The 15635-nt window shown below is 53.2% G+C and carries 15 protein-coding genes; 6 read left to right on the top strand and 9 right to left on the bottom strand.

Annotation, left to right across the window (positions count from 1 at the left end):
• Nucleotides 1-61: 61 nt before the first annotated feature.
• The 4 genes from ACXAE6_RS07575 to ACXAE6_RS07560 all read right to left on the bottom strand — a co-directional run bounded on the left by ACXAE6_RS07575 (nucleotide 62) and on the right by ACXAE6_RS07560 (nucleotide 2941).
• Nucleotides 62-820, bottom strand: coding sequence for a substrate-binding periplasmic protein (locus ACXAE6_RS07575; protein WP_475146367.1), 759 nt, complete (start codon nucleotides 818-820; stop codon nucleotides 62-64).
• Nucleotides 821-900: 80 nt separating this feature from the next.
• Nucleotides 901-1290, bottom strand: a complete 390-nt coding sequence (locus tag ACXAE6_RS07570; RefSeq protein WP_475146365.1) for a PH domain-containing protein — start codon at nucleotides 1288-1290, stop codon at nucleotides 901-903.
• Nucleotides 1291-1318: 28 nt separating this feature from the next.
• Nucleotides 1319-2419: a serine hydrolase domain-containing protein gene (locus tag ACXAE6_RS07565; RefSeq protein ID WP_475146363.1), complete on the bottom strand. Its 1101-nt coding sequence runs from the start codon at nucleotides 2417-2419 to the stop codon at nucleotides 1319-1321.
• Between the two features lie 54 nt (nucleotides 2420-2473).
• Nucleotides 2474-2941, bottom strand: coding sequence for an AAC(3)-I family aminoglycoside N-acetyltransferase (locus tag ACXAE6_RS07560; RefSeq protein WP_475146361.1), 468 nt, complete (start codon nucleotides 2939-2941; stop codon nucleotides 2474-2476).
• A 137-nt stretch (nucleotides 2942-3078) separates the two neighbouring features.
• Between ACXAE6_RS07560 and ACXAE6_RS07555 the strand changes: the two genes are divergently transcribed.
• On the top strand, nucleotides 3079-4284 hold the full coding sequence (locus tag ACXAE6_RS07555) for an SIP domain-containing protein (RefSeq protein WP_475146359.1): 1206 nt from the start codon (nucleotides 3079-3081) through the stop codon (nucleotides 4282-4284).
• Between the two features lie 16 nt (nucleotides 4285-4300).
• Here ACXAE6_RS07555 and ACXAE6_RS07550 read toward each other — a convergent pair whose 3' ends face one another.
• The 3 genes from ACXAE6_RS07550 to ACXAE6_RS07540 all read right to left on the bottom strand — a co-directional run bounded on the left by ACXAE6_RS07550 (nucleotide 4301) and on the right by ACXAE6_RS07540 (nucleotide 8277).
• Nucleotides 4301-5896 (bottom strand): bifunctional AfsR/SARP family transcriptional regulator/alpha/beta hydrolase, encoded by a 1596-nt coding sequence (locus ACXAE6_RS07550; RefSeq protein WP_475146357.1) that lies wholly within the window; start codon nucleotides 5894-5896, stop codon nucleotides 4301-4303.
• 423 nt (nucleotides 5897-6319) lie between these two features.
• On the bottom strand, nucleotides 6320-6631 hold the full coding sequence (locus ACXAE6_RS07545; protein WP_475146355.1) for an antibiotic biosynthesis monooxygenase family protein: 312 nt from the start codon (nucleotides 6629-6631) through the stop codon (nucleotides 6320-6322).
• 59 nt (nucleotides 6632-6690) lie between these two features.
• Nucleotides 6691-8277 carry a bifunctional AfsR/SARP family transcriptional regulator/alpha/beta hydrolase gene (locus tag ACXAE6_RS07540; protein ID WP_475146352.1) on the bottom strand — a complete coding sequence of 529 codons (1587 nt, stop codon included), beginning with the start codon at nucleotides 8275-8277 and terminating at the stop codon, nucleotides 6691-6693.
• Nucleotides 8278-8609: 332 nt separating this feature from the next.
• On the opposite strand from ACXAE6_RS07540, the gene ACXAE6_RS07535 reads away from it, so the two are divergent.
• The 3 genes from ACXAE6_RS07535 (at nucleotide 8610) to ACXAE6_RS07525 (ending at nucleotide 11136) form a co-directional block, all read left to right on the top strand.
• Entirely contained in the window at nucleotides 8610-9539 is a 930-nt protein-coding gene (locus tag ACXAE6_RS07535) for a glutamine synthetase (RefSeq protein ID WP_475146350.1), read from the top strand.
• A gap of 244 nt (nucleotides 9540-9783) precedes the next feature.
• Entirely contained in the window at nucleotides 9784-10182 is a 399-nt protein-coding gene (locus ACXAE6_RS07530) for a COG4315 family predicted lipoprotein (RefSeq protein ID WP_475146348.1), read from the top strand.
• 141 nt (nucleotides 10183-10323) lie between these two features.
• Nucleotides 10324-11136, top strand: a complete 813-nt coding sequence (locus ACXAE6_RS07525; protein WP_475146346.1) for a hypothetical protein — start codon at nucleotides 10324-10326, stop codon at nucleotides 11134-11136.
• Nucleotides 11137-11280: 144 nt separating this feature from the next.
• Here ACXAE6_RS07525 and ACXAE6_RS07520 read toward each other — a convergent pair whose 3' ends face one another.
• Nucleotides 11281-12138, bottom strand: a complete 858-nt coding sequence (locus ACXAE6_RS07520) for an SDR family oxidoreductase (RefSeq protein ID WP_475146343.1) — start codon at nucleotides 12136-12138, stop codon at nucleotides 11281-11283.
• Between the two features lie 92 nt (nucleotides 12139-12230).
• Here ACXAE6_RS07520 and ACXAE6_RS07515 point away from each other — a divergent pair, with 92 nt between their 5' ends.
• Complete coding sequence (locus ACXAE6_RS07515; protein ID WP_475146340.1) at nucleotides 12231-12662, top strand: winged helix-turn-helix transcriptional regulator; 432 nt, start codon at nucleotides 12231-12233, stop codon at nucleotides 12660-12662.
• A gap of 482 nt (nucleotides 12663-13144) precedes the next feature.
• Nucleotides 13145-14821 carry a bifunctional AfsR/SARP family transcriptional regulator/alpha/beta hydrolase gene (locus tag ACXAE6_RS07510; RefSeq protein WP_475146338.1) on the top strand — a complete coding sequence of 559 codons (1677 nt, stop codon included), beginning with the start codon at nucleotides 13145-13147 and terminating at the stop codon, nucleotides 14819-14821.
• Nucleotides 14822-15346: 525 nt separating this feature from the next.
• Here the strand turns inward: ACXAE6_RS07510 and ACXAE6_RS07505 are convergent.
• Entirely contained in the window at nucleotides 15347-15583 is a 237-nt protein-coding gene (locus ACXAE6_RS07505) for a GlsB/YeaQ/YmgE family stress response membrane protein (RefSeq protein WP_392804651.1), read from the bottom strand.
• Between the last annotated feature and the right edge of the window lie 52 nt (nucleotides 15584-15635).

Raw genomic sequence — 15635 nt, 5'->3', positions numbered from 1 at the left:
GTTTGAGCCGCGTAAATACAAGGCGAAGTTGGGCAGAGTTAAGAGGAGTTGAGCCAATCACTCAGCGGACGCCAGCGCTTTCCAGCCAGGATTCGCGCTGACCTATCTCCTTGAGAAATTGGCTGGTAATGGCGTCGGTTTCACCACTGAGCTGCATTTGCGCCAGAATATCAGCCAAGGGCTGCGCCAGCTCAGCATGCCGTCGGTGCAGGTAGTGGTGCAGCGTAAAGTGCGCCAGCACTTCATCGAGGACCACCAATTGCGACCAGTCTGCATTTTCCAGCGGATCGATACCGGCAATGTTCGATATCACCAGAACGTCCACCCGATTACGCTCAAGCATGGGAATAAACTGAGCGGAATCGGCAATAGCAGTCACCCTCAGACCGGCGGTGGCACGTTCAGCGATCACCACACCGCGACGAATGGCGATGCGTTTGTCGGCCAATGCCGCCAGGTCCCAGTGGGTAATAGTTGGATCCTGGGTAATGGCACGAAGCTCTCCGTGCAGCAACGGATAAGGCACCTGCACCAGGCTTGAGTAACGACCATCCAGCGCCGCTATGCGCATCATGTCGCCATCGGCTTCACCGCTGACCGCCATCGACAAAGCCCGGTTTGCCGGCTGCGGCACAATAGAGATCGATATGCCCAGCTTGGTGTAAGCCGCCGACATAATGCGATTCGCCAACTCGGCGCTGGGCAGGCCGGCAATCGACATCAGCGTCAGCGATGAGGTTGTTTGCGCCTGACTGTGAGCCGCCCAAAAACCACTGCTTGCCACGGACAGCCAAGTCAGCCAAATCACAAGGCGCTTCATTCCGTCTCCTTGGAATCCGGGTTATCCCTGTTCCAGTCTAGACCAATCCACGTTTAACGAATGCGCGGCCAAACCGGGGCTCAGCGCGCCTGATTGACGCGTTGCATCAGCGCAGCGATAAAGCCTTCCCGATCCTGAGGTGACACTAAAAAGGTACGGCCTGTGGTGCGGATTTTTACGCGCTTTAACGACAACGCCGGCGCCGCGGTGGGGTCGAAACTGGGCTCGGCGCTGAGGATGTCAGCGTAGCGAAGACGCCAGTTAAGCAGCCCGGAACGGATGCTTAAGCGATCTGGCTCCAAGCGGTATTCACAGGGCCACAGTAACAGCGCCAGCACCATCACCACCAACAGTTCCAGCAAGACCGCCAGGGTTACTCCCAGCGTAGGAACCAGGCTGACCAGACTGAGAATAAAAGCGCCGGCCAAGACCGCGACCAGCCAGATGTCTATGCGCGAACGATAACTCATCAGTCGACTCCTTCGTTGTTACCGCAGGTTATTCAGTCACCTCAGGCACCGTGCGCTGCGCCGCCGTTTTTAATTCAGGCACTGAGGGCAGGATGGCGTTAAAGAAAATACGATCAACGACCGAGGCGTCTGGGTTGTTGTAATAACCGGCGGTGAGCACCGCCACCAGACCGAACTGAGGGGCGATAAAGAGCGTCTGGCCGCCATTGCCACGTGCGGCAATGATACGTACCGGCTGCAACCCGTAGTCCACCTCATGCAACCACCATAAGTAGCCGTATGGCGTGCCATCGACTTGTACCTGTGGCGTTGTGGCGGCGCTGATCCAGGCCGGACTGAGCAACTGTTCTCCCTGCCATTGTCCCTGCTGCAAAATCAGCTGACCGATCTTGATCAGCGCTCTGGGTGTCAGCAACAAATGACCACCGGTATCCACCTGAGTGTCACCATCAAAACGCGCCCAGCGCAGGTTGCGGATCCCCAAAGGTGCAAACAAGCGTTGCTGGGCATATTGATCAACCGGCTGGCCGGTCGCTTCGGTCATCACCCGACCCAGAGCGATAACACCGCCCGTACAGTAGGCACTGAGTTGGCCCGGCGGGGCGACGGCATCCAGTGCCAGAAAGTAACCCACCCAGTCGCGCTGACGATAGATGCGGTCTTCCTGACCTCGGGACTGGCGATCACGGTCATCACAGTCCAGACCGGACGACATGGTCAGCAGATGGCGCAGAGTGATGGCACCTTTGTTATCCACCTGCGGATAGGCCTCACCCAGGTAGCGCATCATCGGCTGATCGATATTCAGTATGGCGCCATCATCCACCGCCATGCCGGTCAACAAAGCGGTGATGCTCTTGGTCACCGAGCGCAAGTCATGAGGGGTATCGGCGCTGTAGCCGTTGTAATAACGCTCGTACACCAGTTGGCCCTGACGAGCGACAAGGATCGAGTGCAGTTGGTGATTTTCCACCTCGGCCAGATCGGCATCGAGCTGTTGCAGGTATTCGTTCGATAACCCGACATCGGCCAGGCTGGCGGTCGGCAGTGGGTCGTCTTGTGCAATCGGCGGTGGCGGTGAGTTTGCCGCGCAGGCACTGAGCAGCAAGATTGCGAGGGCAGCGATCAAAGGCTTCCGGGGCAGCATGGTCTTCCTTCTATCTATTGGTAATGGCCGACATGATCAGTCACGAAGTGGTGGAATGTCGAAATGCAACACCGACTCGCGCTGGCCCAACCGCTCGTACAGCGCAATCGCCGGGATGTCTTCCGCTTCGGTATCGGCCTGCACAAAGATCACCCAGGCGCCACGTTCTGCCGCCAGTTTCTGCAAGTGACCGATCAACGCTGTAGCAACGCCGCGTCGGCGGTAAGGAGCGAGCACTGCCAAATCGTACAGATAAATTTCACTGCGGGCCTGCTCGAACTTAACCAGTTCATAAGCGGCCAGGGCACCGACAACCTCATCGTCCAGCTTCGCCACCAAAGCGATAAAGCCCGGGTTATTCAACAAACGACGGCGATAATCGACATCCGGCGGCTGTGCCAAATAGGACTCGGCATCATCGAAGGCGGTGGCAAAAACGCTGAGCATCGCCTGGTAGTCGGCCATGGCATCCGCATTGAGCTGGGCAATCTCTGGTCTGGACACAGACTTTATCCGGCGTGGTCAGGGAGCCTTATATTGGCGCATGCCATCGGCCCTGACCAGACAGCGCTAACTGGTTGACACTATCAACTATAGCGAGCACAATGCGCCGCAAATAGACTTGATAAGCATTCTCAACAATGTCAACTCGGCTCAGTGAAAGCCTGCACCAATTAATGCACACCTACCGTTCGCAACTGCGCGACTCCATTCGCGGCGCAGGCATCGGCTGGCCGGTGACCCACCTTCGCGTAGTCAAGGGCATCGCTCACCAGCCTGGCTGTACGGCTCGGGAGATCGCCTGCGCCATGCGTGCTGATAAAGCACAAATTACCCGGGCGCTCAGTGACTTGCGTGCGGCTGATCTCATCGAAAGTCAGCACAACCCGCGGGATGGTCGCAGCCAGTTATTGCAACTGAGCGAAGCCGGCAAGGCACTGCGCGAACGTCTCCAACAAGCCGAAGAGTCGGCGGTTAGCCAATTGACTCAGACACTGAGTCCGGACGATCTCAGTCACTTCATGTCACTGGCGCAACGCATGATTGCCAATGCCACGCCGGTCCGTTCTGCACAGGAGAATTCAACCATGCCAGCCCCGGCCCAACGCCAACTGGAAGTTATCCGCACCACTGACATTACCCCTCATATGAAACGCGTCACCCTCGGCGGGCTAAAAGCCACCGACTTTCCAGCCGACCAAGCCAGCGCCTATTTCAAGTTTTTGTTCCCGCGCGAAGGCAGTGACAAGCCGTTGATGCGCACCTACACCATCCGCCATCAACGCGATGACGAAATCGATGTCGACTTTGCTCTGCATGAACCGGCCGGCCTGGCGTCACACTGGGCACAAACCGTACAGCCCGGCGAGCGCATCGATATCCGTGGCCCGGGTCCGAAGAAAATGGTCAACTTCGAGGCAGATTGGTTTTTACTGGTTGGCGATATGACGTCCATGCCGGCAATCAGCGTCAATCTGGAACAGTTGCCCGACGACGCCCGGGGCCACGTTGTGATTGAAGTCGCCGATAACAGCGACATTCAACCGTTACAACACCCAACCGGCGTGGAACTGCACTGGATCATTGCAGCGAACGCCGACCCCAGCGGACAACGACTGGTTGAAGCGGTCAAGCAGCTGCCCTGGCTGGACGGTACACCCTCGGTGTGGACGGCCTGCGAGTTCAATTCCATGCGCGCCCTGCGCCAGCATTTCCGGGAAACCGCCGACATTCCCAAAAGCCATTTCTATATTTCCAGCTACTGGAAAATGGGCGCTAACGAAGACGCTCACAAAACCGTTAAACGCCAGGATAATGAGCAATGGGAGCAAGGCGCTGCAGACTGATTGGCGACAGCGGCGATTAGCGGTTGATAAAGTCCAGAAACATATCGATAAAATCCTGGGTCGCAGGCTCGCGCCCCAACAGAATGTGGTTTTGGCTTTCCAAAGCACAAAACTCGGCGTTGGGAACGGCGGTAACAATATCGCGGCCGGCGCTAACGGGAATCGTTTTATCGCCGAGCGAGTGGGCCACCAGCGTCGGCGCCTGCACCCTGGTCAGTTGCTCGGTAACATCGACATCACCGATCAAATAGAGGCTACGGCGCGCGGTTTCCCGACTGGTGGTTTCACGCAAATAATTGGTGAACCAGAGTATCTCACTGACATCCGCCGTGGGCATAAACAACACCGACAACAGTCGCAGTATCGCCGGATCGTCTTTTTCCCAGCCAACCATGCCCATCTCAATCATGGCTCGTGTTTCACGCGCGGTATTGATGGCGCCTTTCTTGCCGTGGCGCCAGCCCACCGGAAAAGCACCAAACAGCACCAAATGACTGACTCGCTCGGGATGACGGGCCGCGTAATCGACCGCAATGGCCGCACCTTGTGACATCCCAAATAACGCGAAACGATCCAGATTATTGGCATCAACAACGGTTTCCAGATCGGTTACCCAATCCTCATACTCGAACTGTCCCGGTTGGCGATCCGATAAGCCGCAGCCTCTTTGATCGTAGCGAATAAACTGATGTTGTTCTTCCAGCGCCCGATAGATCGGACTCCAGGTCGGCGTGTCCCAGTCTTTGGCCAGGCTACTCATCCAACTGCCGGCCTTGACCACCGGCGTGCCCTGACCCACCGACATATGCGCCAACTGAACGCCGTCGGCTGCGGTACAGAATTTTATCCGCTGCCGGGGGTTTAGATCGCGTGTCGGTTTGTGCGCTGGTGAAGGGACAGCAACTGGCTCGCTATAGCTGTCGTTTGCGCCATTCCATGGAATCCCGGCTTTCATAAAGCGCTCGGCAAAACGCTCACTCAAGTTAAGCCGTTCCTGTTCCAGGCCCAGGTTATCCAGCGACACCAGCAGGCGGTTGGCAGCCAGGGGGTTATAGCTGTCGAGTGCTTCCCAGGAGCGCGCCCAATGCAGTTGCTCAACCTGATCGAGACTGGGATGTTGAGCCAGTAACGACAACACCTTGATGCGTAATTTCTTAACCGCCAAGCGCTCACTACTGAGCCACTGCTGATACAGTTCCTGATCAGTCAGGTCCAGACCATCCAGGAAGGGCTCTTTTAATTGCAGGCTAATCTCTTTCAACGTGGTTGTTGAAATATTCGGCATGTCGATCTGCAACGCTAAAGAACGAACATCAATTTCGATATCATCCATCAGCAGTGATACGCGTTCGCGATCTGCTACCAGGCGTTCCACATCGCCGTAATTAACCAATCCCCTGATTTTACTGAGCGACCAGCGCAGAGCCCCTCTGGGATCATCCGGCAAATTCCAGAACACCTCACACAAGCGTTCACGACGATGCGGCCGACCCGTCATGGCCAGATAGGCCAACAGCGCACGTGTTCGTTTTGATGAGGGAAGTTTTAATATTTGGTCGTCCCAAGTGACTGATAACTCTAATTCACCCAAGGTTTTGACGAATAGCTTCACAACGTTATTTCCTGTGCACCGTAAGTGCTCAAACCACTGATTAGACCAGACTTATACTCAAACATTTAGAAAATACCACGGTTTTTCAAACGATAATGGCCATAAATATTCAATTCACACGGTTATTCAAACGATAGGGTGGATTTTATTTGTCGCACAAAGGTGACTCATTCACTATTGGAATAAATAAACATCGATTGCCGATAATAAATCGAGCTATCCATTTTCCCTGAGATTTAATGCCCACCAACAATATGCAATCCACGTCAAATCGACGGTTGAAACAAATTGCCTTCTGAGTTTCCGCAACTATTTCGGTTGATAAAATAAGTCAGATCGGAGCCGGCAGAATAAAAGGCGGCGATGATAACAGCGACCGAGCGCCACTGTTAGAAGGTAATAAAAGAAGACAAAACAAACGGCTTATAGCGAGTATTCACGCTCGACCCGTGCAATCCGAACCCGAAAATCCTGGTACCACTGATCACGACCCTGCTGCTGAGCCTGGCGATGCTCGGCGTGCAGTTTCCAGTCTCGAATGGCTTCCAGGCTGGACCAATAAGACACCGTAATACCCATATCATCGCGCGCGGATTCAACGCCGAGAAAGCCAGGCTGTTGCGAAGCCAGAAGCAGCATGCGTTCTGCCATGGATTGATAACCGGCATTATCATTCGTCAGTTGCGATGAAAATATCACCGCGTAATAAGGTGGCTTGGGCGTATCGGCAAACATGATATTCAACTCGGGTTTTGATTCGATGCCACCAATTTTAACCCGGCGCCACTAAGTCGCTAGTGGCTGGCAATAAAACTCCGTACCGCTTCGACAAAAGCCCGCGAAGCAGCCTCTCGCCCCAGCAATAAATGGCCATCACTTTCCAGGCCAACAAACTCTGCGCCGGGAATTGCCGCGGCAATATCACGACCCACACTGACGGGAATACGCTGATCGTCCAATGAATGAATGACCAAGGTTGGTACCTGAACCTGAGCCAGCTGCTCGCGCACATCAATGTCACCAAAGACGGACAAGAAACGGGCCGCGTTTTCCGGGGAGGTTGTCAAACGCTGAAATTCATTAAACCAAGCCAACTCCTGGGCGCTGGCGCTGGGCATAAAGGTGGACGAGAAAATTTGCCGATAGGCCGGGTTATCCTGGCCCCAACCCGCCTCGGTCAGGGTAATCACCGCTTCACGCTCACGTTGAACATTGGGCGTTGCGCCAATGCGCCAGCCACTGGTATAACCGCCAAACAGAATAAGGTGACTGACCCTTGCTGGATACTTGACCGCATAAGCGATAGAGACGGCGGCACCCTGGGATATACCCATCAGCGCAAAACGATCCTCACCGCTGGCTTCGACAACCGTTTCCAGATCGGCGACAAAGGCATCAAAGGACAGCTCCCCCACCAGCCAATCCGACAGACCATTGCCTCGCTCGTCGTAGCGAATAAAGCGATGGTTTTTGGCCAGGTCACGAAACAAGGGACTCCAGATCGGCGCATCCCAGTCGTGCTCCAAATGACTCAACCAGTTCGCCGCTTTAACGATAGGCGGGCCTTCACCAACCGATGCATAAGCAATACGTACGCCGTCCGCAGCGCTACAGAACTGAATTTTCTGCCGGGCCAGCAATTCGCGTTCAGTTGCGCCCCGGTCAGTGTCTGAGCCTTCCATTTCTCGCTCCGCCGGAAGCTGGGGTGACCAGGCGATTCCGGCATTGCGAAAATGCTGCGCGAGCTGAGTCGCGGTCTTGCGAAAAGCATCCGTTTCCCCGCAGGCCTGCAATAACTCGAGCAAACGATGCGCCGCCTGGGTGCAATAAGGGTCCAACTGAGTCCAGGCGCGGGCCCAGGCCAACTGCCCAGTCGGGTCGATATCACCATGACTGGCCAGACGGCCAGCGATGTTAGCGCGCAGTGATACCACTTCCTGGCGCTCAGCGTAGAGCCACTGCTGGAACAGGTCCTGATTCGATAAATCCAGCCCGTTCAACAGCGGTTCTCGCAAACGCTGATCGATGGTCGTCAAGGCATCGACCGAGAGCTCTGGTTCATCGAGCTGCCGCCCCAGCGTACGAACATCTATCTCGATATCGTCAGTCAACAGAGTGACCCGCTCACGGTCGGCCACCAGGCGTTCATGCTTTGGCTGGTTGACCAGACGGCGAATTTTACTGAGCGACCAGCGCAAGGCACCTCTAGGGTCATCCGGTAGCTTCCAGAAAACTTCGCACAAGCGATCACGCCGTTGCGGTCTGGCCGTCAAGGCAAGATAAGCAAGCAAAGCGCGGGTTCGTTTTGACGATGGCAAGGCGACCGACTGGTCATCCCAGGCGATACTGAGTTCACCCAGGGTCTTCAGGGTCAGTTTCACGGTGTCCTTTCCAAGACTAAGCGATGGGGTGGAAATTTGAACCAGTCGTGTTTTTTTGACTGTTCGTCATAAATACCACGAATTTTCACACGATAAGAGCCAAATTTTCTCGTTTTTCAAACGATTTTTCAAACGGTCATACCCTATAGTGCCGCTCGCAGAACAGGTGCGGTCCATGGCTCCCCGACTTTTCCGACTGCCCAAACAACCTTTCCAACTGGCCGGAACGATCAGGACCATCGCCAATGAGCGAGCTAAGCATCATCGAATACATCTGGATTGATGGTTTTGAACCATCGCCTGGCTTAAGAAGCAAAACACGCATTGTGGCTTTGAACGATGCGCTGTTGCCGACGGATCTACCGCGCTGGACCTTTGACGGCACCCTTACCGCGCAAGCAGATAATCACGATCACGACTGTCTTCTGGCGCCTGTCCGCCTGTATCCCAACCCGCTGCGCGGCACTGGGCACTATTTAGCATTATGCGAAGTCTTGGACGCTGGTGGTTGTACACATATATCGAACAAGCGAGCACCATTGCGGTCCCTGCTAAACGATGCCAACAACAACCTGGACCCCTGGTTAGGTTTCGAGCAGCCCTATCGCCTCATACCAAAAGAAACCGCCCATCCAGTTCCGGCCAATCATAAACCCAACTATTGCGCCGTTAGCCAAAGAGATGCTGTTGCTTCTGAATTGGCTGAAGCACATGCACAAGCCTGCCTGGATGCCGCTTTGTTATTTTATGGCATGCATTGCGAATCCGCTCACAACGGCTGGCGCTTTCAGATTGGCCCTCGTGGAATTGAAGGCGAAGCGTGCGATGCACTGAAAGCCTCTGACGATTTATGGATAGCGCGTTTTCTGCTGGCTCGCCTGGCTGAGCAAGCAGGTCTCGACATTCAATATCACTTTGAACATCGCTACACCCACCTGCACACCAGCTTCTCCACCCGCTATACCCGGGATCCGCGTTGTGGCCTGGATGCTATTCAGATGATCTCGCACCTGCTCAGTGACAACCGATGCAAGCAACCTAAAAACCACCACCGCCAACTCGACGTTGATCAACATTTCAGCTGCGGTATCACCCAAAGAACAGCGGCCATTCGCATACCCACTCCAGTGGTACAGCAAGGCTATGGCTATTTAGTTGACCGTCGTCCCTGTGCTGACGCCGACCCTTATGAGCTGGCTAATTATCTGCTCGACCTGGTACTCAATGAGGATGTTGATGAGCACCTTGATCGCACTGCATGAAAGGGGCTGACCAGGTACTTAATCAATACTCTTGGAAAATTTTAAAGAAAATCGAAACCCATGCATCCAGGCGAATCAGTCAGGTCGTCTGGATGGATGTTAAAACCACTGGAGAGATTCTCTGCCTCCAAACAGAGTCATAAACCAGTGGCTCATGTAGTTGGAGGATCATAGGCATGCAGCCAGGGACTCCGTTATTAAGAGCGGTCAAGACGCTCAACAATCAACGAAAAAGGAAGCAATAATGAAAGCCGCTACTTTTGCAGCAGTCATCACTTTTGCCGTCGTCACCGCGGCCGGTTGCGCAACCGACGCTTACGGTGATCATCACCAATTCGCCAAAGAAGTCAGCACCAGCGAAGGCACTGTTCTGGCCAATCGCGATGGCATGACGCTCTACACCTTCACCAACGATGCGCCAGAAGTGTCCAACTGCAACGGCGGTTGCGCTGACAACTGGCCTCCGTTTATTGCCGGTTCAGCAGCTATGGCTGAAGGTGACTTTAACATTATTGAGCGTAACGACGGCAGCAAACAGTGGACCTATAAAGGTCGCCCTCTGTACACCTGGGTTGGTGATCGCAAAGAAGGCGATACCAAGGGTCACGGCGTCGGCAACGTCTGGTTCGTTGCTCAACCGTAAGAGTCGGGGATAGAGCCGGGAAGGGATTCCCGCGACAAGGAAGTCTTTGGTGGGGGTTCAGTTGCAGGGATTTTGCGATTGTCCTCCACCGCCTGCATCTGACTTTTTCATAAGTATTTAAGCTTTATTGAGATTATCAACATGAGATATTCAGATTTATTATTCCTGTTTTTGAAAGGTACAGCGTTACTCGCCATCGTTATCGTCACCTTGATTCATATAAACAGGAAAAAGCACCATCACCTTAAAACCGCCCAGCAGACTAATACAGCTACTTTGTTAACACCTGCTGCGCCCAGAATTAACCTGCGCTTTCCATCGGCTCGCAACCTGCGTTTTCAATGGCGCGATGTTGATGGTGCCAGTCACTATCAATTACTAGAGCGTACAGATGATCAAGCGGACTTCAGCTTAGCCGGGTCTTATATCTTACCCGGCCGGGAATCATTGGTCTGGACAGTGCCTTTATACAGTCGCCTCAACGCTCAATACAAATTACGTGCTTTCAATGAGCAGGGTTTCACCGATTCTCCTGTGGTGTCGGTATCGACTGAGCTGGAGGAGCAACTGCGCTATTTGCAAACCAGCGACATCAACGCTGCGGAATTTTTCGGTTTCGCCATTCACCTCAGTAAAGGCGGTAACACCCTTGTCATAGCAGAAGATGACTTCAGCTCTGCCTACCCAAGAATCCACGGAACGACACCGTCAAGTTATATGGGATCTGCCGTTGTATTTAACCGAATTGATTCCGGACGATGGGAGCAAACAGCCTATATTAATGCCTTGGCCAAAGCTGAGATCGATAAGGATGACAGCGATAACTCGACCCATAGTCGGCCACCAAACTGTCCAAAAGAAACCGCTGTTGAGCAAACAAAGAAACCGCGCTCTGATGCAGCACCGGAAATTTTTTTCCGACAATTAGATGGGGTGCTCTGCAACCAAAGCTGAGCTGCAAAAAAATCCATTATGGATGCTCAGTCCATTAAGTCGGAGCGATTGTAGCCGTGTCAGCTATAGCGGCATGTTCCCGGCCGCGAAGGAAGCATCGCAACCGGGAACATGTGCCAAAGTATTACTCAAACAATGAACGGGCTATGCAGATAAAGCGGTCTTAACGCTTTGCTGAATAGAGGTTGTTGGTCGTCCAATCAAACGGCTCAAATCCCCCGATTCGTCAAAAAGATCGCCTTGGCTTGCTCCTGCCTCTGAATTAGCCAACATCACTGCAAGCCCCTCGGGTAACCCAACTTGTATCAACAACGCCTGGTAATCTTCCTGGCTCATATTGTTATAGGTAATTGCCTTACCGCTTTGTCGCCCTAACTCTGCGGCATACTCGCTCAGACTAAAGGCGCCATCACCGGCCAGTTCATAAATCTTGCCCGCTGGCGACTCGACTGAAGTCAGTACTGCAACCGCAGCAGCAGCAAAGTCAGCGCGAGGTGCACTGGAAATACGCCCCTCTCCGGCACAGCCATAGAGTGCGCCTTGCTCTACCGTCATTACAGCGGTGCCCGTGTAGTTTTCGCTGTACCAGCCATTTCTTAATAACACGTAAGCCAAACCACTGGACTGCAGCGCAGCTTCGGTCGCTCGATGCTCCTCCGCCAGCATTAAGCTGGATCGGTCAGCATGCAGAATGCTGGTATAGGCCAGCAAGGCAACGCCGGCTTGAGCCGCCGCATCAATCACCGCCTGATGCTGTACGACGCGCTTACCCACGTCACTGCCTGATATTAACAACAGTTTCTCCACGCCACTCAGAGCAGTCGATAATGACGAGGGAGTGTCGTAGTCGGCATAGCGGACCTGAACGCCTTGGTCAGCATAAGTCGCCAGGGATTCCGGTTTACGAGCCAAAGCGACGATATTTTGCGGGTTGGTCGCTTGCAGCAATTGATCAAGCACTAAGCGGCCCAGTTGGCCACTGGCTCCGGTTACAGCAATCATCTTTATCTCCTCGTATAGACTGGTTATCCAGTGACACTGAGACTAGACTACGAACTAACTTTTAGTAAGTACCAACCAAAAGGTAAGTAGAGATGAGTACCCAAAACAACTACTCGTGGCGCAGTCTGAGCGACACGCTGGAAAGAGGCGATATCTTTGCTGCCCAGTGTCCATCCAGACCGGTGCTGCAGCATTTGACCAGCCGTTGGGGCGTTATCGTTTTAGCGGCATTGCTGGGCCGGCCCAGTCATCGATTCAGCGAGCTGCGTCGGATAATCGGCGGTATCAGCGAAAAGATGCTCGCCCAAACACTGCAGAATTTGGAGCGAGACGGATTCGTTAAGAGAACCATGCATCCTGTGTTGCCACCCCATGTGGATTACAGCTTGACCGACCTGGGCCGTGAAAGTGCCTGCCTGGTTACTCAACTCGCAGACTTTGTGGAAAATCGCATTGAAGAGGTCACTGAAAACCAAAGATGCTATGACAGTAACAAAGGTGAACCTTGGAACCTCGCCAAATAACGCTGAGCAAACAACCCAGGTTAAACCTGCGCCACCTCCAGACCAGAAATTCCATACCGCAGAGACCGTTAATGACCACCCTAGATTGAGGTTGCTAATGACCAACTGTCATTGAGGCGACCGCCACCGAGAGGCAGCCTCAACCTGCCATTAGCGCCATCAATAAAAGAGACTCAAAGCGATGCAGCTACAGAACCATCTTGATCTGTAGACGTTGCTTATCTCCAACCAGAGCCCACCACAGCAATCGATAGCTAGGTCAGTTATCGAATTTCGTTTACCAGGTCACTTTTCCATAAAAAATTCATTCACACCCGTTGCATTGGATAATTTGAATGGTTCAGAATGCCATTTGTGATTGAGCTTCCATGCGACTGTCTGCTCCTTCACTCTCCCATGAGTCTCCCAGCTCACCTTTCCGTACTTCATTGCTGATCAAAACAATTTAACTCATCGCCGTTTGATCGAGCGTTTGAACGATCGTGGTAATTCGTGATCTGCGTTTGAAATCCAGATGGACGATCGGTGTATTTACAATCGATGAATCAGGAAGCTGGACAATGACACTATCCATTAAGACTTTAGGTGACCTAGCAATCTCCAGTGATGGCCAACCATTGGAACTGCCGCAATCCAAACGAACCCGTGCACTCATCGCCTATCTGGCCGTGGCAGCACGACCTCACCGCCGCGACCGTCTTTGCGAGATATTTTGGAAGCTGCCTGATGATCCGCGCAGCGCCCTGCGTTGGTCATTGAGCAAAATCCGACCGCTGGTCAACGCCGGCGGTAAAGACCGACTCGTTGCCGACAGAGAACGCGTTTCACTGCTGACATACGACATGCTCATCGACATTCGCGACATTGAAATGAAGACGAATGATCCTTTTACGTCACCTGAAGAACTCGAAACAATGCAAACCACCTTGCAGGAAGTTTTTCTTGAAGGACTGGATCTGCCTGATCAGGATTTATTCCAACACTGGTTAACCGCCCAGCGCCGAGTCGTGGCTCAGCTACGCGCCAAAGTAATGTTCAGGCTGTCCAGCCACCCGGAGTTGCCGCCATCAACGCAATTGTACTGGGCCAGATTGTGGGAGGAGCTGGAGCCTTATAACCCCTCGGCGGCGACCCGGTTAATAACACTGCTGGAATCCATAGGGCTGACTCAGGAACTGAGCAGTCAGTCTGTCCGGCTTACCAAACGATTCCAGTCCGCCGGCATTAACTGGTCTCCCAAAAGGCGTTCGGGTAACCCCATCGGTATAGCCTCCGACCAACCCAAAGAGGGCATCGACGAGAGCTCTTTGGACTCACGGCAGAAAATTCAATTCTGTACCACTGACGATGACGTTCGTATTGCTTACGCCTCAGTCGGCAATGGTCCTACCATCGTCAAGGCCGCAAACTGGCTGAATCACCTGGAGCACGACTGGGATGCTCCGATCTGGAGTCCGTTGTTCAGAGACCTGGCAGCAGATCATCGCTTCATTCGATATGATGAACGCGGCTGTGGGCTATCCGACTGGAACGTAGAAGACCTCTCGTTCGACGCTTTTCTAAAAGACCTGGAAGCGGTCGTGAATGCCAGTGGCGCCGACCGATTTGTATTATTAGGCATTTCTCAAGGTGCTGCGTTGTCCATCGCTTATGCCGTGGCACACCCGGAGCGTGTCAGTCACCTGATTCTCTTTGGTGGTTACGCCCGCGGTGGCGGACTGACCACCAACGCTGAACTTAAGCGCGAGCGCGAGGCCGTTGTCACCCTGACCGAAATGGGTTGGTCACGAGACAATCCCGCTTACCGGCAGATCTTTTCATCAACCTTTATTCCCAGTGCCAGCGCCAGTGAAGTGGCTTGGTTTAATGATTTTCAGCGCGCCACTACATCACCTGAAAACGCCGCCCGGTTCTTATCCATTTTCGATCACATCAATATTCAGGAGTTACTACCGCTGGTGACCGTTCCGACACTGGTCATACATTCACGGGGCGATCAAAGAGTACCCGTCAACGATGGACTCAACCTGGCAGCAAAAATCCCCAACGCAGAGTTTGTTGGCCTCAGCAGCGATAATCATTCATTACTGGGAAGGGAGCCAGCCTCGACCGGTTTTCTTCAGGCTGTGCGTGATTTTCTTGCGCGGAACCCCGACTGACCGGAAATGGATGTTCACATGCTCGAGCAATCCGGAGGTGCTTAGAAAACAGCCAACCATGTCTGACTTAGCACCTATCAATCGTGAGGCTTAAATGACAATTTTTCCGCCGCGGACTGACTAAATGCGTTTTTTCAAACCTTTACCGCCAATAAAAAGCAGATTTCTAAAAAATACCACGGTTTTTTACACGCTCAGTCAAACGGTCATGCGTCATACTCTTTATCGCTGGTTAAGGACACGCCCTCCAGCTAGGGAAGATGAGGCATGGAAGCCTGGCATGGACGCCATTTTTTAAAACTGCAAGACCAATAAAAAGCGATAAATAAAGGTTCCTCAACCTATAACCATACCGCCCCCTTCCAGGGGCGGCGGATTGGCCCACACTTTCAATGCTATTTCATTTCTTGGTAGCGAAAGGAGGGCCTTTTTTTGCACTACCGATAGTTATCAATTGTCATATCGTGCACATAAAAAAAGCAGCCACCGGCTGCTTATATCGATCTAATGGTCGACCTTAGGTTATTAACTGACCAACCTAACAATATACAACAGGATGATGGCGCCAACAGTAGCGGTAACGATGGAGCCAAACAGATTCCAGGTGGTAAAGCCCAATAAGTTGAACGCCAGTCCGCCAACGAAGGAGCCCACCACCCCAACGACTATATTACCGAGAATCCCAAACCCGGCTCCCTGAGTGATTTGTCCAGCCAACCAACCCGCCAGGGCACCAATCAACAGAAAAATAATCAAATGCATCGTCGTCTCTCCTTTGTGCTATATCAGTTTCGAACCTTTCATCCTTTAACAC

The organism is Saccharospirillum sp. ABV4_185 (genome assembly GCF_056159245.1).
The sequence above is the reverse complement of the archived record's forward strand: the minus strand, read 5'-3'. Positions and strand labels throughout refer to the sequence as shown.